The following is a 23,183-nucleotide window of genomic DNA, read 5'->3' as shown; positions in this document are numbered from 1 at the left end:
CCTCACGCCGACCCGAACCGGTCGGCGACTTCGTCCACGGTTTCGAAGGCGACGCCCGGCGCGTCGGCGACGTGTTCGACGAACGATTCGAGCCGGGCGAGCCGGTGGGACTGCCCGATGACCTGCGGGTGCATCGTGAGGACGAACACGCCGCCGTCGACGTTGTCCACCATCCAGTCGAACTGCTCGCGCCACTGGCGGAACACCGCTTTCTCGTTCGCGTAGCCCCGCTCGCGGTTGAAGGCGAACGCCGGGAAGTCGTCGCGTTGCCACGAGACAGGCACCTCGACGATGTCGGTCTCGGTGCCGCGTTCGAACGGCGCGTCGGCGGGCGCGGCCCACCCCTCGCGGATGCGGTACGGCTCGAAGTCGGTCGCCATCTGGCTCGAGTCCCACTCGAAGCCGAGCTCGTCGAGGATGCCGAGCGTGTGGGTCGAAAAGTCCCACGAGGGCGAACGGTAGCCGGTCGGCCGCCGACCCGTGAGGTCGACGATGCTCTCGACGCCACGTTTCACGTCGTCGTACTCCGCCGCTCGCGACTCGTACTGTCGCGGGCGGGTGTGGGACCAGCCGTGGTGCTGGACGTCGTGGCCGCGGCTCCACACCTCCTCGGCGGCCTCGGGGAAGCTATCGATGGTGTGGCCCGGCGTGAACCACGTGGTCTCCACGCCGAACTCGTCCAAGAGGTCGAGGACGCGGGGCGCGCCCACGTCGACGCCGAAGAGTCCTCTCGACAGTTTCGTCGGGCTGTCCGGCGATTCGAACGAGTGTATCCACGAGGAGACGCCGTCGAAGTCGAAGGTGAGGCAGACGCTGTGGTGAGTCACGCTTCGACGTACGAAAATAGATGTGATAGCTGTTTCCATGCCGCACTCGCGGGACGCGGCCCACGCCGGGTCGATTCGCGGACTCCCGACCCGCAGGTTACCGAAACGCCGGCGCGACGCGCTCGGCGAACAGCTCGGCGCTCGTGGTCTCGGGGAAGTCCACGAACTCCACGACGACCTCGCCGAAGCCCATCTCGTCGAACGTCTCCAGTCGCTCGCGGACCTGCTCCGGCGTGCCGACGAGCGGGTACTCGCTGTCGGCGACGTTCTCGGGTTTGAACCGCGGGAAGTGCTCGTCGAGCAGGGCGTCGAGTTCCGCCTCGTCCTCGCGGAGCAGACACCGTGCGAACCACGAGCGCTCTATCTCCTCGAACGGACGGCCGTAGCCCTCGCAGTGGCGTTCCAGCACGTCCAGTTTGTGTTGCATCACCTCCGGCGGCCCCCAGAAGTTCCACGAATCGGCGTACTGGGCGGTGATTCGGAGCGTGAACGACTCGCCGCCGCCGCCGACCATGATGGGCGGATGCGGGTCTCGGACGGGATGCGGCTGACACATCGCCTCGTCGAGGGTGTAGTAGTCGCCGTCGAAGCTGACCGTCTCCTCGGTCCACAGGCGCTTGAGCATCCGAATCGACTCCTCGAGCATCCGGAGGCGAGTCGGGGCGTCCGGCCAGTCGTAGCCGTAGGCCCGCGCCTCGCTCTCCTTCCAGCCGGCACCCATGCCGAGTTTCAGCCGTCCGTCGCTCACGGCGTCGAGCGTCGCGGCCTGCTTGGCGAGGAGCGCGGGGTTTCGGAAGTGGTTGTTCACCGTCTTCGGGTAGAGGTACACGTCCTCGGTCTCGCGGGCGATGGCGGCCAGCGTGACGAAACACTCCGTCGTCGGGCCGCTGCCGGTCATGACGTGGTCGGGGACGGCGACGCCGTCGAAGCCGAGGTTCTCCATCGCCACGGCGAACTCGACCTGCGCGTCCCACGAAATCTCGTCGCAGAACGCCAACTGGGAGTGAACGGAGTCGCCGGCGCTGGTCGGAACGTTGACTGCGAACTGCATACGAACGGCTCACGCGCGACCACGAAAACAGTTACCACTCCACTCACCGCGTTATTCGCCTCGACCGCGTCGTTCGCACCGCGCTCGGCTCCGACAGTACCGCTCGTCGGCACCCCGACAGTACCGCTCGCCGCCACCCCAACACGTACTACGGTTCGCGCCCTCCCGAACCACATGACGGACAATCAGCGCGCGGCAGTCGTGACCGGCGCGTCCAGCGGTATCGGGCGGGCGGTCGTCGAGCGACTCCGAGCGGACTACGACTACGTCGCTTGCTTCGATATCGAGACCGGCGAGACCGACTGGGACGACGAGCGCGTCCACGAGTTCGCCGTCGACGTTCGCGACCCCGACGCGGTCGCGGACGCGGTGGCGGCGGTCGAATCGGTCGCCGACGTGGCGGCGCTCGTGAACAACGCGGGCATCTCGCGGGCCGTCTCTCTCGCGGACCTCGACCCGGACGAGTGGGACCGCGTCCTCGACGTGAACCTCAAGGGGCAGTACGTCGTCGCCCGCGCCGTCGCGCCGGCCATGGTCGAGCGCGGCGAGGGTGCCATCGTCAACGTGTCGAGCGTCGCCGGCCTCCGCGGGAGCGCCACCGGCGGCGTCCACTACTCCTCATCGAAGGCGGGCGTCTTCGGGCTCACGAAGGGGCTGGCGAAACAGCTCGGCCCCGAGGTGCGCGTCAACTGCGTCGCGCCGGGGCTCGTCGAGACGCCGCTTCTCACCGAGTCGAACCTCTGGACCGAGGAGGCGCTCGCCGAGTACGCCGCCGACCTCCCGCTCGAACGCATCGGGACGCCCGAGGAGGTCGCCGACGTGGTCGCGTTCCTCTGCGACGGCGCGGGCTACGTGACGGGCACGGTGCTGACGGTCGACGGCGGGTCGATGCTCCGGTGACTCGCCGGCCTACCGCGGTCACGGACAGTTCCGAGTTGCGCCGGGCCGAACCGAGTTGGTCGTCAAATATATCGAAAACAAACATATATCAAATACCGGAACTACTGTCGCTCGTCCGAATACCTTCGGGCGATTCGCCGTCGGTCGGTCTCTCCGTCGGTTCGACACGCCCCGCCCGTCGGTCGCGATAACGCTGCCCGGCGAAAGAACGCGCTACTCCGCCTCTGTGCCGGATTCCATCCACTTTCTGTGCGTCCGAGATGACGACCGGACGAGCGCGGTCGGATTGGTTGTCGTGTCCGCGGTCATCCGTGACTTCGACGACCACCCCGCCGACCGAATCCGTCTATTAGAGGGACAAGCCGTCTATCACGGGCCGGAAACTGGGGATACTGGCGAATGGGAAGATTGGCCCGCGGTCATCGATTTGATGTGACAGTGGGCGGGCGGGGAGTCGAGAACGAGACCCGACTAACATACGTGTGAATCGACTGTTCTTGTGACTATCTAGAAGTCAAACAATTTGGAACCCCGTTCGTCCCGCAACGTTGAGCCTTTCAAAACATATTACGCCGCCGCCGCTGTACCGGACGCTCGGGCACAACCATGGACTACGTCAAAGAAGACGACACGGTCGTCGTCAGGCTGGACCCCGGCGAACAGGTCCTCGACTCGCTCGCGACGGTGCGCGACGAGTTCGACATCGAACACGGCTTTCTCACGGGTATCGGCGCGGTCGACTCCGTCACGCTCGGCCACTACGACGTGGGCGACCAGGAGTACCTCGAAGAGGAGTTCACGGGCCAGTTCGAGGTGACGAGCTTCCTCGGCAACATCGGCCCCGACAAGATTCACACGCACATTCAGGTCGGCACGCGCGACTTCGAGACGCTCGGCGGCCACTGTTCCGGCGCGCGCGTCTCCGGGACGTTCGAGGTCGTCATCCACCTCGGCGAGACGCCGTTGACCCACCACCTCGACGAGCGGACCGGTCTCGACGTGTTCGACATCTGAACCGGGCCGGACCGGGGCGGGCCGAACTGAACCGGACTGACCCGAGTGAGCCGCAGTGCGGACACTCGGTTCCTTTTCTGCGCGGCTGTCGCGGGTCGGGAGCGGCGCGCTCGTCGGGCGACGAGTGAGTTCGGAGAAAGAAAAGACGGTGCTGTCGGGGCGTCGGCCGGCGGTGGAGGGCCGAAGCGAGGGGGGCTGGAGGGCGCGTGGTCGGCGGACTGGCCGACGCCCCGAGCGCACCGAACGAGGGTTCCGGGGGGTCGTCCGCCGACGCGGGGTCCGCCGCGGGGACGCGACCGGGGACCGGTGGTCGCGCCGCCGTCGGCGGGTCGCAACCGCCGGTCCGTTGGAGCGCGGCCGGCGGCAACTATTCGTAGTCGACAACCCACATTGGCGGTTCCTCGGCAACTACCGTAAGTTACGTGAGTAGCATGAATAGCGTGTATAGATCTCGATTCGGAGTTTATGGGTCCTCTACCGTTCGCTCACGCGAGAATCTCCCAACCGAATGACTTTCGACGCGGGAAGTCGTGGCCGAGAGTGACAGATGAAACGACACCTCCGCGTTCACATCGTCCCCCTGTGGCGCGAACACGACCGCATCGTCGGCCCCATCGAGGACGACCGGCCGGACAAGGTCTACCTCCTCGAACACGGGGACCCCGCGGTCGAGCGCCCGACCTACCACGACGCGGTCGTCGACCGCATCGCCGACGTGGTCGGCACCCCGCCTGACGTCGAGTACCTCGACCTCTTCGACATGTACGAGGTGATGGGCGCGATTACGACCATCGCCGACTGGCACCCCGACGACTTCGTCCGCGTCAACGTCACCGCCGGCACAAAGCGCGCGGCCGTCGGCGCGACGATGGCCTGCATGGACGAACGCACCGACGCCGAACCGTACGTCGTCGACCCCGAGGTCCGGCCGCACGGCCTCGACGCGCCGGTCACCGAGGGCTTCGCGCAGGCGTCGCTCCTGACGACCTACCAAATCGACTCGCCCTCCCCCGACCAGGTCGCCGCGCTCGCCATCATCGAGGCCCACGACACCGACGCCAAACACGCGAAGAAGAAGACGCTCATCACCGAGGCGGCCCGCTACGGCCTCGAGTTCATGCGCGGCCGCGTCGACGGCGAGGCCGCCGACTACGAACCCGTCACCGGCGACTACAACGTCCTCGACAACCGCGTCACCGCGACGCTCGAACATCAGGGCTACGTCACCGTCACCCAGCGCGGCACCCGCCGCTACCTCGAACTCACGGAGGAGGGCAGACAGACGCTCCGCGCGTTCCGACACCGCGCCGAATCGGTCGTCTCGGACCTCGAAGCGCGGACCGACGACCCGTCCGAGAACGTCGATTTCGCCCTCGACAACCCGGTCGACGCGCTCGTCGAGGGCCGGTAAGCTGCGTCGTTAGTCTCTCCTTTTCGCTGTCGCCCCAGGGACAACTGTTAGTACGGTAGCGACGGGACACAGACATGTATGCCCTCCAACATGCACACGCGCAGAGCCGTCCTCGCGGCCGGCGGCGCGACCGCCCTCGCGTCGCTCTCAGGCTGTGTCGCCCGCGCGTTCAGCACCCTCGACGTCGAGCGCGACTACCGACGCGACGCGCCCGTCGGCGACGTGACGGGCGCGTGGCCGACCTACCAGCGCGACTTCGCCAACACCGGTTACACGACCGACTCCGGCCCCTCGGCGGACGCGGGCGTCGAGCGAATCGCGTCCGGCGACGCGGCGCTCGCCACCTCAGTCGCGGTCGCCGACGCCCGCGGCGTGCTCGGCTACAGCGACGGGGACGGCGAGGACGGCGTGTATCGCGCGCTCGACCTCGACGCCGAGACCGCTCCCGCGGACTCCGACGACGCGTGGACCGTCGACTACGCCCACGGGAAGTCCACGCCCACGCTCGCCGGCGACGCGATGTTCGTCTCGACCGCGGAGTTCGTCGCGGCCTACGACGCCCGGACCGGCGAGCGGTGCTGGCGGACGAGCGAGGGCGGGTACGGGACTCCCGCGAACGCGCCGGTGCTCGCCGCGGAAACGCTCGTCGACGGCGGCGGTTCGACCGTCTTCGGGCGCGACCCCGCGACCGGAGAGGAGCGATGGAGCTATGACGCCGGCAGGGCCTCGCCCGGTCTCGCCGCCCGCGACGGCGTCGTCTACACGCCAATCGGCGTCGACCACGAGCAGACCGGCGTCGCCGCGCTCGACGCCGCGACCGGCGAGGAGCGGTGGCGGCGCGAGGATCTCCCGCAGAGCGCCGTCCCGCTCACGGTGGACGACGCCCATCTCTACTACAGCGCTCACCGCGGGAACGTGCTCGCCCTCGCCCTCGAAGACGGGTCGACGCAGTGGCGGGCGTCGGTCCCGCTCCCGGAGAACGGAAGCCCGCAGACAGCCGTCGCGGACGACACGCTTCACGTCCAGTCCTCGCGGGGGAGTCTCGCCGCGTTCGACGCCGGCGACGGCGCGACGAAGTGGACGCTGTCGCTCGATGCGGATACGTTCGCCCGCCCGCCGGTCGTCGCCGGCGACACCCGGTTCGTGGCGAGCGACGACCGCCTCTCGGCCGTCTCGGCGGCGTCCAGCGAGGTACTGTGGTCGAAGGCGCTCGACGTCCGACCCACCGGCGGCCTGTCGGTCCGCGGGTCGGAACTCTACTTCGCCGGGACGGGCAGGAACCCCGGCGTGTTCCGCGTAGCGGACTGAGGCCAGCGGGCCGTCGCCGCGGTTGCGGCGCGACGCCGAGTTCACACCTCACGACGCGCTCGCCGTCACTCGAACGTGTACGTCCGGTACCGTCGAACCGCGTACCGGTACGAACCGTAGGAGACGCCGACGGTCACGAGGAGGTACAGCCCGAGCCCGGCGGCGAGAAGCGGCGTCGCGGAGAGGTGCCCGGTGACGCCGAACCACGTGGCGACGAGGCCGATGACGGTGCCGGGGCCGACGACGAACATGAACGCCATCAGCACGAGCGTCGAGGGGACGACGGTCGTCGCGCCCCAGAACTCGCGTTCCTCGTATATCGGGTACGCCGCGCCGATGCCGACCGCGAAGGCCGCGGCGGCGACGCACATGAACACGCCGACGAGCGCGAAGCCGACCGCCGACAGCGGCGACGTGCCGAGGGCGACGGTCGCCAGCGGGAGCGCCGCGGCGACCGGCACCCCGAGAATCACGCCGGCGAGCACGCGACCGCGAACCAGTTCCCGCGGCGCAGTCGGAGTCAACAGCAACATCGGGAACTGCGGGCGGTCGTCGCCGATGGGGTTGAGACCGAACGTCGCGCCCGCGAGGTAGGTTCCCAGGCCGGCCCCGCTCGCGGCGAGCAGCGGGCCGAGGCCGTCGGCCGAAGACTGGACGATGGTCGTACCGAGCGGGCCGAGGAAGAACACCAGCATCACGAGGTGCGTGAACTTCTGGGGGTGGCGGACGCCGCGGACGAGTAGTCCCCACGCGACGTGGCCGCCGTTCGTCCCCGCGAGCGGTTTCGGCGTCGAGAAGCCGCCGGTCGAATCGGTCGCCTTCGCGCCTGCCGCCGACGAGCCTCGGTCGCCCCCCGTCGCGCGGTCGGTGAACCAGAGGGCGCTCGCCTGTCGGGTGGCGACGACGAGGCCAACGGGCGTGAGTGCGACGATGGCCGCGAAGGTGACGACGGCGGCCGCCGAGAACGGTCGGGCGAGTGGAGTCCCGACGAATGCGAGCGCGAGGTAGTCTGCGAGCGGGCCGACCGTCAGCGTCGCCGCCAGCCACTCGAGCGGGAGCGACCCCTCGGCCAGCAACCGCCCGAACGACTGCGAGACGAGGACGAGCCCGACCATCGCGACGAAGCCGACGACCTTGAGCGTGCGTCGGACGCCGGGCAGGCGCTTGAACGCGCGGAGTACGGCGACGCCGACCGCGTAGCCCCAGACGGTCGTACAGCACGCCAGCGGGGCCGCGACGACGGCCGTCGTGAGCAACAGCGACGGCGCGCCGAGGCCGGCCGTGAACGTCGCGGCGACGACCGCGAGCGGGAGCCCGAACCAGAGTCCAATTCGACAGATTTCGGCGGTGATGAGTCCGATGACGACGGCCCGCGGATGAACCGTCGTGAGCACGAGCGACTCGTTTTCGACGCGGCCGATGCGTTCGAGCGTTCGGAACGTCGCGAGGAGCGCGAGCCCCACCGGTATCGCGGTGGCGACGAGGTCGAAGAAGGGAATCTCGGTCACGGACTGCGCGCCCCGGCCGACGACGTAGACGGCCGGGAGCGAAAACAGGAGGCTGCCGCCGAAAAACAGCAAGAGCAGCAGCAGGCCGATGATTCGGCGCGTCTCGGAGGCGTACCCCCGGAGGCTCCGCACGAACTCGGCGCGCCCGATTCGCAGGCCGTGGCGAACGTCTCGTCGGAGGCTCATTCGTCGGCGACACCCGACAGCTGCGTCTCGTCGCTCGTGACCGCGAGGAACGCGTCTTCGAGCGAGCCCTCGCCGCCCGTCTGGGCGCGCGATTTCACCTCGTCGGGCGTCCCCTCGGCGACGACGCGACCGTCGAACAGGACGCCGACCTCGTCGGCGACGGCCTCGACCACGGGGAGGATGTGCGTCGAGAGGAAGACCGTCGCCCCCGCGTCGGCCACGTCGCCGATGGAGGTCCGAATCTGTCTCGCCGCGCGGGGGTCGAGCCCGGAGGTCGGCTCGTCGAGAAACAGCACGTCCGGCTCGTGGAGCACGCTCTGGATGAACGCGGTCTTCTGTTTCATCCCCTTCGAGTACGTGCCGATGCGCTTGTTCGCGTCGCCGACGAGGCCGAACCGGTCGAGCAGGTCGTCGATGCGCGCCTCGGCGGTCTCCGACGGGATGTCGCGGAGATCGGCGACGTAATCGAGCTGCTCGCGGGCGCTGAACTCGTCGTACAGCGGCGGCGTCTCCGGGAGGTAGCCGACGTGCGGCGCGAGTTTCCTGCGGTCGCTCACGTCGAGTCCGCAGATGCGGACCGAGCCCGAGGTGGGCTGTGAGAGCCCCGTCAGGATGCGCATCGTCGTCGTCTTCCCCGCGCCGTTCGGCCCGAGAAATCCGTACACCGTTCCGCTCGGAATCGACAGCGAAACGCCGTCGAGCGCGACCTCGGAGCCGTAGGACTTCCTGAGGTCGGTCGCTTCGACGGCGACGTCCGCGTTGGTGGAGGGCATGGGACGGCCCGCGTTTCGCCCCCCGGACGCCTAACGGTTGCGAATTGATACACGACCGACAGAAATGGCGGCGGTTCGCAGCGTAGTCAGGCGTTTACTCCCTCGGAGTTCGCCGGTCGAATCGACCGGTAGAACGCGGTCGAGTAGGCGGCGAAGAAGCCGCCGGTGAGACCGCTGACGAGGACGAGGCCGACCGCGATGGCGACCATGCCGACGACGCCGACGGTCGGAAGGCTCGAAAACGCCGACGCGGCGGTCGCGCCGGTTTCCGACCCGGCCACCGCGGCCCCCTGATGCTGGAGCGACGGGGTGAGTAGGAGTGAGGCCACGCCGCCGACCACGCCGGCGAGGAGGCCGCCGAGTCCGACGATGACGGAGTAGCCGAAGACCGACACGAGGTTGTTCCTGACGCATGAGATGCTGCGCTTGACGCCGTCGACCGCGCCGAGGTCGTCGATAACGATGGCGTGACCGAAGAACTGCATGACGAACACCACGGCGAGGTAGGTGAGGGTCACGGCGAGGACGATGACGGCCAGAACCGCGAGCGTGGCGGTCCCCGGTTGGCTGCCGCTCCCGATGAGGAGGAGGCCAAAGAACAGCGAGGCGAAGACGCCGATGAACGCCAACACGAGGTTGACCGCGAGCAGGCTGAAGTAGACCGCGAGCAGCGAGACGTAGTGCGACTTCCCCTCGTTGACGAGCGTCCCGAGCGAGGTGTGACCGTCGATGGCCTCGTTGGCCATGCCGAGGACGCCACCGAGGAAGAACGGGACGACGAACACGGTGAGGCCGCTGAATCCCAGCGAGACGATGCTTCCGATGAGCGGGCTGACCGCCTGCGCGAACAGCGACGGGAGTTGGATGAGGCTGAACGCCGCGGCGACGACGAACAGTATCGGGTTCCGTCTGAGAGAGCCGGCGGCTGTGCCGATGGCTTGGAGGGCTGCCATACCGACCACGTCTCCGCACCGAGCAAAGAATGTTGGGTTGACAGGTCGTCTCGCGCGTCCGGTCTCCGACCCTCGATTCGGTCGCAAACGAGCGCGAGACGGCTCGTGTCTCTGAGATTGCGATTACACCTGTACCCGTGTAATCGACGTTTTCACGCGTGACTGGCCCGATCACGGAGGAACGAATCGACCGCGGCCGCGACCCGCTCGGGGTCGTCGCCGGGGCCGCCGTGACCGAGCGCGTCGAACTCGACGAACCGACTGGTCGGCAGGGAGTCGTGGACGTTTCGGGCGCTCTCGCGGAGGAAGTCGGGGCCGCCGGTGCCGGCCATGACCACGGTGGGTGCGTCAACGTCCAGGCGGGCCGGAAGCCGGTAGCGTTCGACGGCGCGGTTCATCCGGACGACCTCCTCGGCGAGGGCCACGCAGTCGGGCCAGACGGGCCACTCGTCGAGCCACGCGTCGAGGTCGTCGATGCCGTCGGGGTGGAGCACCTGCTCGACGTAGCGTTTGACCGCCTCGCGCCGCTCTCCCGCCTCGACGAGCGCGGCCATGCGCTCCGAGAGGTCCGCCTCTCTCCGGTACGCCTCCGGGAGCACCGCCGGCTCGTAGGCGGCGACGGCGGCCACCCGCGCGTCGGTCGCCGCTTCGAGAGCCGTGAGCGCGCCGAAGGAGTGACCGAACAGCGCCGGGTCGCGTCCGGTCGCCTCGCGAATCTCGTCGACGGCTTCCCGGACGTACTCGACCTCGCGCTCCAGCACCGCCTCGGCGGGCGTCGTCTCGACGTCGTCCAGACAGGTGCCGAAGCCGGGTCGCTCCGGGACGACGACCTCGTAGCCGTCGAGGTGCGGGACGACCGCGTCCCAGTACGCCGGCGGTGCCATCCCGCCGTGACAGCACAGAAGCGGCGCGCCGCTCCCGAATCGCTCGTCGGACAGTTCTGTTCCGCGTTCGAATCGAATCGGTTGCATCGCGGCCTCGCTTGTCGCCGGCGGCGACTAAGTCGCACTCTCAGCCGTGCGGTCGTTTAAGTGGCCTCCGAGGGCGGGCGACCGCCTCGGCCGCTTCGACACGTCCATGACCGACCGCCGAGACAGCGGACGTATGGGTCTCATCGCCGAGTTCGACATCGACTGCGACGCGCTCCCGCTGACCGGGGTCGCGGCGGCGGTTCCGGAGGCGACGCTCGCGTTGGAACTCCAGTACAACCACGGCGAGCGGCCGATGTTCATCGTGACGGTCACCGGCGGGGCACACCGGGCACTCGAAACCGCCATCGACGACGCCGTCGACGTGGCCGACTGGACGCGAATCGGCGAGTCGGGCGAGACCCGCCGGTATCAGGCCGTCCCGGCGCTGAGCTTCGAAGAACAGCTCGGTGACAGCCTCGACGACCTCGCCGGGCTGGAGGCCCTCGCCACCGCCGACGCCATCATCGAGCGCATCGAGGTCCGACGGGGTGGTTGGCGACAGACTGGTTGGTTCGCGGACCGCGACGCGTTCGGGCGGTTCGCATCGTTCTGGCGGCGGAACGCCGGCTTCGGGCTCCGGCGCCTCGCCCGCGACGGCGACCCCGAACCGCCGGGCGAGGGGCTCACCGACCGACAGGACGAGGCGCTCCGGACGGCGTACGAACTGGGTTACTTCGACATCCCCCGCGGGGCCACCCTGCGGGAGGTCGCCGACGAACTCGGCATCACCGCTTCTTCGACCTCCGAGCGACTCCGACGGGCGCAGACCCGGCTCATCGCCGAGACGGTGGCGACGACGTGGCCGCCGCTTCCGAACTGACGGGTCGACGAACCACTCGGGTCGGTCGCGTCCGAAGACCGACCTAACTGAGTCGGACGACGGCGCCCCGGCCGGCGAAGTAGACGCCGCCCTCGGCGACGCTCGGGCCGATGTCGAAGCGCTGGCGTTTGCCCGCCGCCAGCTCTTGTCGCGTGTTTCCGGTGGGGGCGTCGAGGACGGTTATCGCACCCCCGCTGTCGTCGTGCGTCGGGACGAACACCTTCCCCGCGCCGACGGCGATGCCGCTCGCGTAGCTTCCGGCGTAGTTTCGGTTGTCCCAGCAGCGGGTCCCGTCGGCCAACGCGAGCGTGACCAACCGGTCGTCGGTCGCGACGTACACCCGGCTGCCGTCGGTCGCGATGGTCTCGGGCCGCCTCGGTCGACTCTCGCCGCCCGCCCGCTGCGGTTCGAGTCGATAGCGCCAGCGCTCCGCGCCCGTCTCGGCGTCGAGTCCGAGCACGCTCCCGGCACCGGTCCCGACGAGGACGGTTCCCTCGACCACCGAGACGTTGCACGCGATTCGGGCGCTCGTCTTCGCGCGCCAGCGCTCCGTCCCGTCGGCCGTCGCCAGCGCCCGGACGTAGGTGTCGTCGCCGGCGGTGTAGACGGTGTCGCCGGCGACGGCGGGCGTCGAGTCGGAGGGGAACCCGGTCGCGGCCCGCCAGCGGGTCTCGCCGGTCGAACGCGACAGCGCGTGAGTCGCGACGCCCGCTTGGACGTAGACGGTGTCGCCCGCGACGATGGGGCTCGCGCCGAAGATGCCGCCGCCGAGTCCCTCCCGCTTCCAGCGTCGGTCACCCGTCGCCGCGTCGAAGGCGTGGGTCTCCTCGCGGGTCACGACGACGAGCGTTCCGTCGCCGACTGCGGGCGCGGGCTCGGGGTCGGTGAGCGGTCTGGTCCACGTTCGCTCGCCCGTGTCGGCGTCGACCGCGGAGAGTTCGTCGTCCATGTCGTGGACGTAGACGGTGCCGTCGGCGACGACCGGGACGTGGTGGCCCACGTAGGTCTCCACGGGCACCGTCCAATCGACGGCGAGGTCGCCCTCGGGGACGGCCTCGGACGCGACGGCCCCGGTGTTCGTCGTCGGACCCATCACGCCGCGCCAGTCCGCGGTCGCCGGCTCGACGGGGTCGTACTCGGGGCACTCCCCGCTCGTCGGGTTGTGCTCCGACCGCGTTCCGAGACAGCCCGCCGCGCCGACGGCGGCGGCGCTTCCGAGACTCGCCAAGAGTCGACGCCGAGTCGGTCGCTGGCCGGTGTCGGTCATGCGACCTTCACCACCCCGTGGTGCGCGTGGGTCAGATACATCGCTTCCTCGGTGATGACCGGCGACGCCATCGGCCGCCTGTAGTACGGTTCGGCGAAGTAGTTCCCCGACTGGAGCCACTCGTCGGCGTCGCCGCCCCACAGCCGCGTCCCGTCGGCGGCGTCGACGGCTCCGGTTCGGAGGTAGACTCGCCCGTCGGCGACGGGCGGGCGAGCGAGATACGGGAGGGTCGTCGGGTCGCGGTCGTGGCTCGGTGGCGCTTCGTTCACCACGCGCCAGCGCTCGCCGCCATCGGTCCGGGAGAGCGCGTAGAGGTTCTTCGCGCCGACGTAGACTCGCTCGCCGTCGACCGTCGGCGGGCCGGCGGCCTCCGAGCCGGTCACGAACCGCCAGCGCTCCTTGCCGGTGTCGGCGTCGAGCGCGTAGACGGTTCCGCCGACGGTCGCGTACAGCGCGTCGTCGGTGACGGCGAGGCCGTTGGGCGACCGGCCGTACCGGCCGTCGAGCACCGTCCGCCAGCGCCGCCCGCCGCCGTGGTCGTAGCCGAGGACGACGACCGCCTCGCGCTCCCGCTCGAACGGCGTGAAGGCGGCGTAGACGCCGCGGTCGTCGGCGACGGGCATCGTCGTCTCGACCGGCTCGTCCGGGCCGACGAGGAGTTCGAGCGCCCCCGGCCGGTCGGCGGTCCACAGCCGGTTCCCGTCGCTTCCGACGGCGTGCAGGCGGCCGTTCCCGCTTTCGACGTACAGTCTGTTCCCGTACGCCGTCGGGGTTCCCAGCCGGCCGCCGAGGTCCGCGGCCCACTCGCTCGACCCGTCGCTTCCGACGGCGTGGAGGGTTCCGTCGTAGCCTCCGACGACGACGATTCCCGGGTCGTCGCCGACGACCGCGGGGCCGCCGCTGAGCCCGTCCGGGAAGCCTTCGACCCACCGGACCGACCCGGACGCGGCGTCAATCGCGGCCAGCGGGCTGGTGAAGTCGTCCGGCCTGTAATAGTGGGTAGCGACTCCGGTGACGTAGACGGCCCCGTCGGCGACGACCGGCGGGGCGAGCGCGCCGTAGAGCGGCGGGTCGAGGCTCCCCCGCGAGACGCTCCACGAGACGGTTCCCTCGGGCGGGCCGGCCGGTGCGTGGCCCGTCGCCTGCGGGTCGTAGCCGGTGGTCGGCCACGCCGTCGTCGGCGCGTCGAACGTCGCGTCCGGAGACGGTGGTGAGCCACCGCACCCGGCGACCCCGCCCGCGAGCGCGACTCCGCCGGCGGCCAGTACCTCGCGTCTGGAGAGCATACGACCGCCGTCTCGGCGCGGGATAAAAACCTTCGTGGCTCCCCGCTCGAAGGGTTCGCCGGCCGCGGCCGGTCGCGCCGCCGTCGAAACCAACAGGAGTATTATCAGCCGGCCCACACGTCCTCGCTGATGCCCTCCTATTCGCGACGCGACGCGCTGAAGGCTCTCCCGGCGCTCGCCGCTGGCCTCGCCGGCTGTGCGAGTCTCACGGGCCACGAGGACTCGCTCCCGATGCCGACCGCGTGGACGGCGGGCGTTCGGACTCCGACCCGCGCCCTGCGCCCGCCGTCCGGCCCCCTGCTCGTCGGAACCGGGAGCCCGTTTCACGCCGACCCGATGGTGTCCGCGCTCGACCCCGAGACCGGCGAGGAGCGCTGGGCGGTGACCGGCCGGAAGGGCTACCGGTCGCCGCTCGGCGTCGACGACCAGTATGCGTACCTGTTCTCGAAGGCGGGACGGGCTACGGCGGTCGATTACGAGGCGGGCGAGCGAGCGTGGAACATCGGGCTGACGGGCGTCGGTAGCGCCGACCCGGGCGTCGTTCAGTACCCGCCGGTCGTCGCCGACGACACCGTCGTCTTCCCCATCTCGGGCACGGAAAACGACGTGGTGGACCGACTGCTCGGGCTGTCCCGCGAGGACGGCGAGCGGCGTTTTCGCGCCGAACTTCCGGCGTCGCTGGCCGGCGCGCCCGCGTCCGCACCCGCCGGCGACGGCTCCCAAGCCGGCGTCATTGCGCCCATTCTGGACGGAACAGTCCGCCGGTTCGCCACGGATGAGTCCGAATCGTGGCGCGCCGACGTGGGGGCGTCCCCGTCGTCGGTGGCGGTCGCCGGCGACACCGTCTTCGTCGGGAGCGCGACCGAGGAACTGTTGGCGCTCGACGCGGCGACCGGCGAGCTTCGGTGGCGCGGGTCGCTCCGAAACACCGTGTTCGCCCGGCCGCTCGTCTCCGACGGCCGCGTGTACGTCGGCGGCGCGGACTACTTCCTGTACGCCTTCGACGCCGAGACGGGAACCCGACTGTGGCGGCGCGAACTGGCCGGCCCCGTGACCTGCGGACCGACCCGCGTCGGCGACCGACTGGTGACCGTCGTGGGGTCGGACCTCCTCGTCCGGGGGCACAGCGGGACCGTCCCGTTCGAACCGACCGCGCTGTACGTCCACGCGACCGACGGCACCCTCCTCGGCGAGTACCGGTTCGAGGGCTACCTCGACGGCGGCACGGTGAACTGGGTCGTCGCCGCGGGCGACGGCGTCTACGTCGGACAGGAGTGGCAACTCGCTCGCCTCGACGCGGAGGTGCTCGATGCCGAGTGAGCGTCCGGTGCGGACGGGTTCGGCCGGAAGCCGGGAGCAAACCGTCACCCGCCGCGAGGTGCTCGGGACGCTCGCGGCCGTCGGCTCGCTCTCCGTCGCCGGCTGTAGCTCGATTCCCGGATTCGGCGGGAGACGACCGGTCTGGCGACGCGATATCGACGGGGCGTTCATGGCCGGCCCGCCCGCCGTCACCGACGGACTGGTCCTCGCCGGGATGCAGGACAAGGCGTTGTACGGCCTGCGGCGCGAGGACGGGTCGACCGCCGTCCGGTTCGAGACCGGCGGCCCGATAGAGACGCGACCCGTCGCCCCGCCGTCCGGCGGCCCGTACCACGTCCACAGCACCGACGGCGACCTCTACGCCGTCGATTCCTCGGGCGACGAACTGTGGCGCGACGAGGGCACGGCCCATCGAGCGAGACTCGTCCGCACCGAGTCGCTCGTCGCCGAACTCGACTTCGCCGGCCCCGAGAACACGCTCACCGGATACGACCCACAGACTGGCGACCGACGCTTCGAACGGGCGGTTTCGTCGTACTCCCTCGACGGTGTCGCCGACGACTCGGTCGTGGTTCGCGTGCCGGTGAGCGAGACCGAATCGCGCGTCGTCTCGCTCTCGCCGGCGGACGGGAGCGTCCGGTGGCGGACCGAATCCCAGCCGCGGCACCCCGCGGTCGTCGCGGACTCCCGACTCGCCGTCGCCGTGTGGGACGGGACGCTGGTGGCCTACGAACCGTCGAACGGGAGCGTTCGCTGGCGAACCTCTGTCAGCAGCCCCGGGCGCACGATGGTCCTCGGGTCGCAGTTGTACCTTTCCCACGACCGACCGGACGGGCACGCGGAACTGCTCGCGTTCGACCGGAAGACGGGCGAGAAGCGGTGGGCGAATCCCGTGGGCTATCAGATCCGGTCGGTCGAGGCCACGGACGACGCGGTGTTCGTCGGAAGCCGCGTCGACGACCCCGACGGCGGGATGCTCGGCCGAATCGACCGCTTCGACCTCGACGGCACGCGGCGGTGGCAGACCGTAACCGGACTCCCGTCGCTGGACTCGCTCGCCGTCACGGGCTCCCGCGTCGTCGCCGGCTGGGACCGGGGCTTCGAGGTGCTTTCCCGGGAGTCGGGCCAGACGCGGTGGTCGTACGAACCAGACTCGCACAGCCGACTCTCTCTCCGCGTCGAGCCGTCGTCGGTGTTCGTCTCGTACGTCGACGACGGCGCAGTCGCGCGGTTCCCGCTGGAGTGACCGCGAGGACGACGCGGCTCGTTGCCTCGCGTCGCTTCGACTCGACTACGCGGCCACCGCGGCACGCCGGTAGTGGATGAGTGCCGTCGCACCGGCGACCAGCCCAACAGCGATAGTCACGCCGTGGAACGCCACCGGAGGGACCGCCTCGACGACCCCAGCCGAGGACGTGGCGACCAGCGTTGTTCGGACGGCGCCGAGCCCCACTTCGGCCGCGAGAAGTGGCGCGAGCAGGAACGTTGCTCCGACCTCCGCGCTCCACCTCGTCGGGTTTCGGTCGCGGCGTCTCGCGTGTCGATACGTCGCGGCCGCGGTCACACTCCCAAGGAGCGCCGCCGCGGCAAGCGTAATCGGGCTCACGGTTCTGTCGTCGCTCCGCGAAAATGTAGTCTTTTTGTCTGTTCTGTTCGGTGTCGACGACGCGGTCTCCCACCAACTTATTGACGTACCGAGGAGATACTTCGCTAACGAGGCACACGAACCGATGGACGACACACGTCACGCGCCCCCGCTGGAGCGCCTCGTCGAATCAGCCGAAAACCGCGCCTACGAGGCGGTGAGCGGGGCGCTCGGGGAGCTCCGAACGGCGTCGACCGAGGACCGAAAACGGGCGCTCCGAGAGCTTCGGCGCCTCGCCGACGACCGGCCGACCGCGTTCGAGTCGGTCCTTCCCGCCGTCACGCCCTTTCTCACCGACGACGACCGCGCCGTCCGGCTGTTGACCGCGAAGGCGCTCGTCGCGGTCGCGGAGGCCGCTCCCGACGCGGTCGCTCCCGCCGTTCCGTCGCTCGCCGAGCGACTCGCCGACGAGGACGAGTTCTACTACGTCCGCGCCCGGTCGGCCGAGGCGCTGGGCTACGTCGCGCTCGAACACCCCGACGCGGTCGCCTCGCCGGAGGTGCTCGCGGACCTCCGCGTCGGTCTCTCGTTCGACGAACCCGAGGTGAAACAGAAGCTGGCGAAGGCGCTCGAATGCGTGGCGCTCGGCGACCCCGGTCGACTTCGCCACCGCGTCTCGGCGCTCGCCGAACACCTCGACGACCGGGACGAACTCGTTCGCTATCACCTCTGTACGGCGGTGGCGGTCGTCGGCTGCGACGCGCCGGATTCGCTCGCCGAGGCTCGGGCGGCGCTCTCGGCACGGCTCGCCGACGAGAACGCCTTCGTCCGGGGCCGCGCCGCCGAAGCGCTCGGACTGTCAGTCCGCGGGGGCGGCGAGGCGGTTCGGGTACCGGATTCGGTGCTCGACGCGGAATCCGACGAGGCGGACGAGTTCGTCGCCGAACGGGTCCGCTTTCTCCGGGCGGCGTCGGAGGGAGAATCACTGGAGTCACCGGCCGAAGGCGTTGGGTCGCTGGCCGGCGTTCGGGGCACGACCGACGACGCGGTCGACGAGATGACGTCGCCAGACGCCGACGGGAAGTGCCCCCACTGCGGCGTCGACCTCCCCGAGGGCGCGCCGCCGATGTGTCCGAGCTGTGGCGCTCCGTACTGAGTCGAGCGCGCGGTTACTTCCGGTAGCCTCCGGGAGTTACTGCGTCTCGCCGTCGCCGACGGCGAGGTTGCCGGGTCGCTTCAGTCGTCTGCGTCGGCCGTCGTCTCGGTCTCTAACTCGGCTGAAACGGGGGGAAGGCCGTGGGCGAGTGCGTTTCCTGACGCCGTATCGAAGAGGTGGACGTTCCCCCGGTCTATCACCACTTCGACGTCCGTGTCTTCTCGAATCGTCGAGTCGGGCTCAACGCTCATCAGCAACTGGTCATCAGCCCCTGACTGGTCCATCGAGGTTCGGCCTTCGCCCAACAGCATGTACGCGAATATCTCGTCGCCCATCGGTTCGAGAATATCGACGCGCGTGGCGATGAGCGAAGAGGGGTCTTCGACTTCGACGCGCGCTCCGCTGGGATAGATGTCTTCGGGACGAATCCCGATGGTTACCTCGTCACCCACGTCCACAGCCTCGACAGACGCCGGATCGAACGCGAGCGAGAAGTTTGCTGTCGAGAGCGCGTCTTCTGTGACCGTCGCCTCGGCGAAGTTCATCGAGGGCGAGCCGATGAAGCCGGCGACGAACAGGTTCGCGGGCTCGTTGTAACAGACGAGCGGCGGGTCGATCTGCTGGAGTTGGCCAGCGTCAAGGACGGCGATACGGTCCGAGAGCGTCATCGCCTCTTCTTGGTCGTGGGTGACGTAGATGATGGTCGTGTCCAGTTCCTTGTGGAGGCGCTGGAGTTCGGTTCGCATGTGGACCTTGAGCTTCGCGTCGAGGTTCGCTAACGGCTCGTCCATGAGAAAGACATCGGGCTCACGGACGATGGCGCGGGCGATGGCGACGCGTTGTCGCTGGCCGCCGGACATCTCGTCGGGCATGCGTTCGAGCATGCCCTGCAGCTGGACNTCGTAGTTGCGGAGGCGGAGCCCGAAGGAGATGTTGTCGTAGACGTCCATGTGGGGGAACAGCGCGATGTTCTGGAACACCATCGCGACGCCGCGGTCCTTCGGCGGGAGGTTCGTCACCTCGCGGTCACCGATGTGGATTTCACCCTCACTCGGCTTCGTGAGTCCAGCGATACTTTCCATCGTCGTCGACTTCCCACAGCCTGACGGGCCGACAAAGCAGATGAATTCGCCGTGGCCGATGTCGAGGTTCATGTCGTCGACCGCCGTTACGTCGTCGTAGTGCTTGCTTACGTGTTCGAGTCGTACTCGTGCCATTGTTATTCTTTAAGTGCTCCTGCGGTCAGTCCGCTGACGATGCGTTCCTGTGCGATGATGACGAGGACGACGACGGGGATGACCCCCACAACACTCGCTGCGGCCATGAGGTTGTACTGCGTCGTGTACTGAGTCTGGTAGCTGAGAATCCCGCCGACAATCGGCGACCACTTGGACGCTTCGGGTGACGTCGCCATAATCGAGCTGAAAAAGTACTCGTTGTAGACGCTGATGAACGTGAGGACGCCCGCGGTCGCCACGCCGGGTGCCGAAAGCGGCACGATGACGCGGAACAGTGCGCCCAGTCGGGTCGTTCCCTCTACCCGCGCCGCGTCCTCCAACCCGTCGGGAATCTGCCCGTAGAAGGTCGTGAGGATGAATATCGACAGCGGCAGGAACAGCGCGCTGAACGGCATGACCATCGACCCCGGGGTGTTCAGCAGTCGGGGCGGCGTGAATAGCGGGACACCTATGAACGGAATCGTTATCGGGGCGTTACCGGCGAACGCCTGAAACAGCGGAATGACGAACGCTGCGGGCGGGAAGTAACTGATTGCGAGGATACCGAGCATCAACAGCGCGCGCCCGGGGAACTCGATTCGCCCGAACACGTAGCCTGCGAGGCTCGCGACGAGGAGGACGATAACCGTCGTCGTGGCAGCTAGCACGAAGCTATTCAGCACGTACAGGTGGAACGGGACCTGTTCGAAGACGGTAACGAACGCTGCCGGATTGAACCCCTTCGGAACGGGGAGCGGGAACGTGCCGCTGACGCCGAATAGGTCGACCGTCGGGAGGAAACTCCCGGAAAGCAGGTTCTCCTGCGGCGTCACCGCGAGGACGAGCAGCCAGTAGAACGGGAACACTGTCGTGACCATGAAAAACGCCATCGCGACGTAGAACAACGCTCGATACACCCGTCGTGGGTTGTGGATCGCATTCCGTGCCCACCGCGCGAGCGGACCGGCATCGTCTGCCGTGCCGTCGGCTTCGCTGGACATTATATCGCGTCCTCCCCCTGCCACAGGATGATTCCCATCACGACGACGCCGATGATGGCCGCTGTCACGAACGCGATAGCGGCGGATGTCCCCTCGTGCGTGTTGAACGTCGAGACGACCATGCAGGAGAGTGATGGGACCACGGTACAGCTCGAGACCGTATCGATGATACCGTACACGCGCATCGCCTGCACCGAGCGGAATAATACTGCAACTCCGATGGTCGGCAGGATGAGCGGGAGCGTGATGTATCTGAACTGCTGCCACTTGCTCGCACCGGCGACGCGGGCCACGTCGTACAGGCTGCGATTGATGCTCTGGAGCCCGGCAAGGATGAGGAGCGCCATGAACGCCGAGGTCTTCCAGATGTCGGCGACGATAATGATGAACGTCGCGCTGATTGTGTCGTTCAGCGTGTTGGTCGGTGCCACTACTCCGAGGTCGGCGAGAATCGGCGTCGCGAATCCGACGTTCGAGTCGAACATCAAGAAGAACATCATCCCCTGGATGACGATTGGAACGGCCCATGGAATGATAATCGCCGCACGGACCCACCGCCGGCCGTAGAAGTCTTGATCTAAGACGAGCGCTTGACCCAGTCCGATGAGGGTCTCGAACAAGACGCTGGCCACGGCGAAGATGAGGGTGATTACGAGGGCGCTATCGAGGAGACTCGCGGCGTCGAATCCGGTCGGGAGGAACGTCGTTCCGCCGGGGAGGAACCGGTTTTTCTCCCCGGTGAACAGCGCGACGTAGTTGTCGAGACCAACGAAACGGACACTAGAGAGGTCGGTCGAGACGGCGTACAGTGACAGCTCGAACGTCCGCAAGAGCGGGTAGATGGCCACGATACCAAGCAGGACGAATACCGGGGTGAGCAGTAGGTACGCGTACTGCGTGTCGCTCAGGTTCTCCAGCCACCGCAAGAAGACGACGACTGGCCCCGACTGCCGTGACTCACGTGCCGGCTCTGCAGCCGTATCGGCGCTCATACTATCCCTCCGAGAGGTGTGGGACTCATGTTTGATCTGTTGAGTGTGGAGCTCTCAGCTCGTCAGTCGCTTCTCTCAGTCTCTTCGAGGCTGGATTGGAGCGTCGCCATCGCCTCGGCCGAAGACACCTCTTGTCCGACCGCGCGATTTGCTTGTTCTGCGATTTTGCTCGATTGGTTGTTCCAGACCGACGTAACCGGTCGGGCCATCGTGTTCTCACCGGCGACACGGAGCGTGTCCATGTAGTCACCGGTCGGTTCGAGCTCCGCAGCCGTCTCGGAGTTGAACAGGCTCGCCCGCGGCGGTAGCCACCCCTCGACCTCCAGGAGGAACAGTTGGAACTCCTCGCGCATCGACGCTTGGATGACTTGGGTCACAGCGTCGAGCTTCTGGCTGTTCGGGTTGACAGTAATGTGCCAGCCGCCGAGTGCAGAGGTGGACCCACCGGTTCCGGGGAACTGCGCCTCGCTTTCGGGGACGCCGTAGGGAAGCGGCATCGTCCCGAGGTCGTCACCGAACTCCGACGCTGCTTGGTTAATCGCGTACGGCCAGTTGCGGTGGAACACGGCGTTCCCGTCGACGAACGGTGCGAGCGAACTGTCTTCGATCCACCCGAGGATGTTCGTCGGTGTGAAGCCACCGCCGTAGTCGCTGAACTGCCCGTCGAAGCTCTCGTCGTGGACGAACTTTCGCATCATATTCAACGAGTTGACGACCGGGTCCGACTCGACGGTGACGGGTCGTTCGCCGACGGGACCGAAGAGGTTCTCGCGACCACCGAAGTAGGCACCGCCCCACGAAGACAGCACCTCGTTGAAGGTACAACAGGCGGTGCCGACGTAGATATCCCACTGGGTGGTGAAGCCGTAATCGACGCCCGAGAGCTCCTGTGCCTCGGCAGCGATGTTCGACCACCGTTTCCACGTCATCGGCTCGGTGGCCCAGTTCTCCTCGGTCGGATTGTAGCCGGCCTCTTCGACGAGATCTTTCCGGTACAACATCGTCGGGTAGTCGGGGTACAGCGGAACACCGAACAGGTCCCCGCTGGCGGGGTCGATGGCCGTCTCAGTGAACCCGCCGAAGTACTCGTTTTCGATGGTCGAAAGCGCACTCTCGGGGAGAACCTCAGAGAGGTTAGCGAGCTGTCCCCGCTGGATGAAGATGTTCACCCAGCCGTTGTCCATCATGAACATGTCCGGCGTCGTCTCCTGAGAGCTCAAGAGCCGGTTGTACGTCGAGCGACGCTTCCCGCTGTCCGGCTGGCCCGGCTGGAACTCGACGCGGATGTCGTCCGAGAGCCCCCCTTTCTCGTGTAGCGCAGTACGGAGCTGGTCCGCGTGGTCCTGTGCGACAGTCGCGTCAAAGCCCCAGACGACGGTCGTTCCGCCGCTTTCGGACTCACCGACCTGTCCACCGGTCTCGGAGCCGTTGCCGAACATACTCGCACAGCCGGAGAGGCCCGCTGTGACTCCCGTCGCACCTGCAGCGGCGATAAACCGCCGTCGTGAGACGCTCTTCTTCGTCGTCTTGCTCGTCTCTGGGTTCGTTGTCATCGTCCGAATTGTTCATCAAAATAGGCCCACTTATACTTTAGGGATTATCTTTGAGATATCACAAGAACTTTATCTGAACTCTGT

Annotated in this window: 21 protein-coding genes; 8 read left to right on the top strand and 13 right to left on the bottom strand. The window is 68.2% G+C overall.

Annotation, left to right across the window (positions count from 1 at the left end):
- Positions 1-2: 2 nt before the first annotated feature.
- Both C454_RS01745 and C454_RS01740 read right to left on the bottom strand, forming a co-directional pair.
- Positions 3-827, bottom strand: a complete 825-nt coding sequence (locus tag C454_RS01745; RefSeq protein WP_004971999.1) for a polysaccharide deacetylase family protein — start codon at positions 825-827, stop codon at positions 3-5.
- Between the two features lie 97 nt (positions 828-924).
- A complete protein-coding gene (locus C454_RS01740) occupies positions 925-1,878 on the bottom strand; it encodes a TIGR03560 family F420-dependent LLM class oxidoreductase (protein WP_004971997.1) in 954 nt (317 codons plus the stop codon).
- A gap of 174 nt (positions 1,879-2,052) precedes the next feature.
- Here C454_RS01740 and C454_RS01735 point away from each other — a divergent pair, with 174 nt between their 5' ends.
- From C454_RS01735 to C454_RS01715, 4 genes are all read left to right on the top strand, one after another.
- Entirely contained in the window at positions 2,053-2,778 is a 726-nt protein-coding gene (locus tag C454_RS01735) for an SDR family NAD(P)-dependent oxidoreductase (protein ID WP_004971995.1), read from the top strand.
- A gap of 606 nt (positions 2,779-3,384) precedes the next feature.
- Complete coding sequence (locus tag C454_RS01725; RefSeq protein WP_004971991.1) at positions 3,385-3,792, top strand: PPC domain-containing DNA-binding protein; 408 nt, start codon at positions 3,385-3,387, stop codon at positions 3,790-3,792.
- Positions 3,793-4,339: 547 nt separating this feature from the next.
- The gene (locus C454_RS01720) at positions 4,340-5,203 is read left to right on the top strand and encodes an HFX_2341 family transcriptional regulator domain-containing protein (RefSeq protein ID WP_004971989.1); all 864 of its coding nucleotides are present in this window, start codon (positions 4,340-4,342) and stop codon (positions 5,201-5,203) included.
- 78 nt (positions 5,204-5,281) lie between these two features.
- Positions 5,282-6,511, top strand: coding sequence for a PQQ-binding-like beta-propeller repeat protein (locus C454_RS01715; RefSeq protein WP_004971987.1), 1,230 nt, complete (start codon positions 5,282-5,284; stop codon positions 6,509-6,511).
- Positions 6,512-6,576: 65 nt separating this feature from the next.
- Here C454_RS01715 and C454_RS01710 read toward each other — a convergent pair whose 3' ends face one another.
- From C454_RS01710 to C454_RS01695, 4 genes are all read right to left on the bottom strand, one after another.
- Entirely contained in the window at positions 6,577-8,205 is a 1,629-nt protein-coding gene (locus C454_RS01710) for a hypothetical protein (protein WP_004971984.1), read from the bottom strand.
- Positions 8,202-8,978 carry an ABC transporter ATP-binding protein gene (locus C454_RS01705; protein WP_004971982.1) on the bottom strand — a complete coding sequence of 259 codons (777 nt, stop codon included), beginning with the start codon at positions 8,976-8,978 and terminating at the stop codon, positions 8,202-8,204. The genes C454_RS01710 and C454_RS01705 overlap by 4 nt, the downstream gene beginning before the upstream one ends.
- 86 nt (positions 8,979-9,064) lie before the next feature.
- Entirely contained in the window at positions 9,065-9,931 is an 867-nt protein-coding gene (locus C454_RS01700) for a DUF7847 domain-containing protein (RefSeq protein ID WP_004971979.1), read from the bottom strand.
- Between the two features lie 152 nt (positions 9,932-10,083).
- On the bottom strand, positions 10,084-10,902 hold the full coding sequence (locus C454_RS01695; protein ID WP_004971977.1) for an alpha/beta fold hydrolase: 819 nt from the start codon (positions 10,900-10,902) through the stop codon (positions 10,084-10,086).
- A 133-nt stretch (positions 10,903-11,035) separates the two neighbouring features.
- On the opposite strand from C454_RS01695, the gene C454_RS01690 reads away from it, so the two are divergent.
- Positions 11,036-11,722 (top strand): helix-turn-helix domain-containing protein, encoded by a 687-nt coding sequence (locus C454_RS01690; protein ID WP_049904906.1) that lies wholly within the window; start codon positions 11,036-11,038, stop codon positions 11,720-11,722.
- A gap of 43 nt (positions 11,723-11,765) precedes the next feature.
- On the opposite strand, the gene C454_RS01685 is transcribed toward C454_RS01690, so the two are convergent.
- Complete coding sequence (locus C454_RS01685; protein ID WP_049904905.1) at positions 11,766-12,989, bottom strand: outer membrane protein assembly factor BamB family protein; 1,224 nt, start codon at positions 12,987-12,989, stop codon at positions 11,766-11,768.
- Positions 12,986-14,275: an outer membrane protein assembly factor BamB family protein gene (locus tag C454_RS01680; protein ID WP_004971971.1), complete on the bottom strand. Its 1,290-nt coding sequence runs from the start codon at positions 14,273-14,275 to the stop codon at positions 12,986-12,988. The genes C454_RS01685 and C454_RS01680 overlap by 4 nt, the downstream gene beginning before the upstream one ends.
- A 129-nt stretch (positions 14,276-14,404) precedes the next feature.
- Between C454_RS01680 and C454_RS01675 the strand changes: the two genes are divergently transcribed.
- The gene (locus tag C454_RS01675; protein ID WP_004971968.1) at positions 14,405-15,595 is read left to right on the top strand and encodes a PQQ-binding-like beta-propeller repeat protein; all 1,191 of its coding nucleotides are present in this window, start codon (positions 14,405-14,407) and stop codon (positions 15,593-15,595) included.
- Positions 15,585-16,841, top strand: a complete 1,257-nt coding sequence (locus C454_RS01670; protein WP_004971965.1) for an outer membrane protein assembly factor BamB family protein — start codon at positions 15,585-15,587, stop codon at positions 16,839-16,841. Before C454_RS01675 ends, C454_RS01670 begins: the two co-directional genes overlap by 11 nt.
- A 45-nt stretch (positions 16,842-16,886) precedes the next feature.
- Here C454_RS01670 and C454_RS01665 read toward each other — a convergent pair whose 3' ends face one another.
- Positions 16,887-17,201, bottom strand: coding sequence for a hypothetical protein (locus tag C454_RS01665; protein WP_004971963.1), 315 nt, complete (start codon positions 17,199-17,201; stop codon positions 16,887-16,889).
- A 124-nt stretch (positions 17,202-17,325) separates the two neighbouring features.
- On the opposite strand from C454_RS01665, the gene C454_RS01660 reads away from it, so the two are divergent.
- Complete coding sequence (locus C454_RS01660; protein ID WP_004971961.1) at positions 17,326-18,336, top strand: HEAT repeat domain-containing protein; 1,011 nt, start codon at positions 17,326-17,328, stop codon at positions 18,334-18,336.
- 80 nt (positions 18,337-18,416) lie between these two features.
- On the opposite strand, the gene C454_RS01655 is transcribed toward C454_RS01660, so the two are convergent.
- The 4 genes from C454_RS01655 to C454_RS01640 all read right to left on the bottom strand — a co-directional run bounded on the left by C454_RS01655 (position 18,417) and on the right by C454_RS01640 (position 23,099).
- Complete coding sequence (locus C454_RS01655) at positions 18,417-19,553, bottom strand: ABC transporter ATP-binding protein (protein ID WP_004971959.1); 1,137 nt, start codon at positions 19,551-19,553, stop codon at positions 18,417-18,419.
- Between the two features lie 2 nt (positions 19,554-19,555).
- Positions 19,556-20,554: a carbohydrate ABC transporter permease gene (locus tag C454_RS01650; RefSeq protein WP_049904904.1), complete on the bottom strand. Its 999-nt coding sequence runs from the start codon at positions 20,552-20,554 to the stop codon at positions 19,556-19,558.
- Complete coding sequence (locus C454_RS01645) at positions 20,554-21,546, bottom strand: carbohydrate ABC transporter permease (protein WP_004971956.1); 993 nt, start codon at positions 21,544-21,546, stop codon at positions 20,554-20,556. Before C454_RS01645 ends, C454_RS01650 begins: the two co-directional genes overlap by 1 nt.
- Before the next feature lie 62 nt (positions 21,547-21,608).
- Positions 21,609-23,099: an extracellular solute-binding protein gene (locus C454_RS01640; protein ID WP_049904903.1), complete on the bottom strand. Its 1,491-nt coding sequence runs from the start codon at positions 23,097-23,099 to the stop codon at positions 21,609-21,611.
- Positions 23,100-23,183 lie beyond the last annotated feature (84 nt).

Origin of the sequence: Haloferax gibbonsii ATCC 33959 (assembly GCF_000336775.1) — an archaeon.
GTDB lineage: Archaea > Halobacteriota > Halobacteria > Halobacteriales > Haloferacaceae > Haloferax > Haloferax gibbonsii.
The sequence above is the reverse complement of the archived record's forward strand: the minus strand, read 5'-3'. Positions and strand labels throughout refer to the sequence as shown.

Bases quoted from the DNA above. Each gene is read 5' to 3' on its own strand.
- C454_RS01680 (WP_004971971.1), bottom strand. From the start codon at position 14,275: ATGCTCTCCAGACGCGAGGTACTGGCCGCCGGCGGAGTCGCGCTCGCG.
- C454_RS01705 (WP_004971982.1), bottom strand. From the start codon at position 8,978: ATGCCCTCCACCAACGCGGACGTCGCCGTCGAAGCGACCGACCTCAGG.
- C454_RS01710 (WP_004971984.1), bottom strand. From the start codon at position 8,205: ATGAGCCTCCGACGAGACGTTCGCCACGGCCTGCGAATCGGGCGCGCC.
- C454_RS01650 (WP_049904904.1), bottom strand. From the start codon at position 20,554: ATGTCCAGCGAAGCCGACGGCACGGCAGACGATGCCGGTCCGCTCGCG.
- C454_RS01735 (WP_004971995.1), top strand. From the start codon at position 2,053: ATGACGGACAATCAGCGCGCGGCAGTCGTGACCGGCGCGTCCAGCGGT.
- C454_RS01675 (WP_004971968.1), top strand. From the start codon at position 14,405: ATGCCCTCCTATTCGCGACGCGACGCGCTGAAGGCTCTCCCGGCGCTC.
- C454_RS01715 (WP_004971987.1), top strand. From the start codon at position 5,282: ATGCCCTCCAACATGCACACGCGCAGAGCCGTCCTCGCGGCCGGCGGC.
- C454_RS01725 (WP_004971991.1), top strand. From the start codon at position 3,385: ATGGACTACGTCAAAGAAGACGACACGGTCGTCGTCAGGCTGGACCCC.
- C454_RS01640 (WP_049904903.1), bottom strand. From the start codon at position 23,099: ATGACAACGAACCCAGAGACGAGCAAGACGACGAAGAAGAGCGTCTCA.
- C454_RS01690 (WP_049904906.1), top strand. From the start codon at position 11,036: ATGGGTCTCATCGCCGAGTTCGACATCGACTGCGACGCGCTCCCGCTG.
- C454_RS01645 (WP_004971956.1), bottom strand. From the start codon at position 21,546: ATGAGCGCCGATACGGCTGCAGAGCCGGCACGTGAGTCACGGCAGTCG.
- C454_RS01670 (WP_004971965.1), top strand. From the start codon at position 15,585: ATGCCGAGTGAGCGTCCGGTGCGGACGGGTTCGGCCGGAAGCCGGGAG.
- C454_RS01740 (WP_004971997.1), bottom strand. From the start codon at position 1,878: ATGCAGTTCGCAGTCAACGTTCCGACCAGCGCCGGCGACTCCGTTCAC.
- C454_RS01695 (WP_004971977.1), bottom strand. From the start codon at position 10,902: ATGCAACCGATTCGATTCGAACGCGGAACAGAACTGTCCGACGAGCGA.
- C454_RS01720 (WP_004971989.1), top strand. From the start codon at position 4,340: ATGAAACGACACCTCCGCGTTCACATCGTCCCCCTGTGGCGCGAACAC.
- C454_RS01700 (WP_004971979.1), bottom strand. From the start codon at position 9,931: ATGGCAGCCCTCCAAGCCATCGGCACAGCCGCCGGCTCTCTCAGACGG.
- C454_RS01685 (WP_049904905.1), bottom strand. From the start codon at position 12,989: ATGACCGACACCGGCCAGCGACCGACTCGGCGTCGACTCTTGGCGAGT.
- C454_RS01660 (WP_004971961.1), top strand. From the start codon at position 17,326: ATGGACGACACACGTCACGCGCCCCCGCTGGAGCGCCTCGTCGAATCA.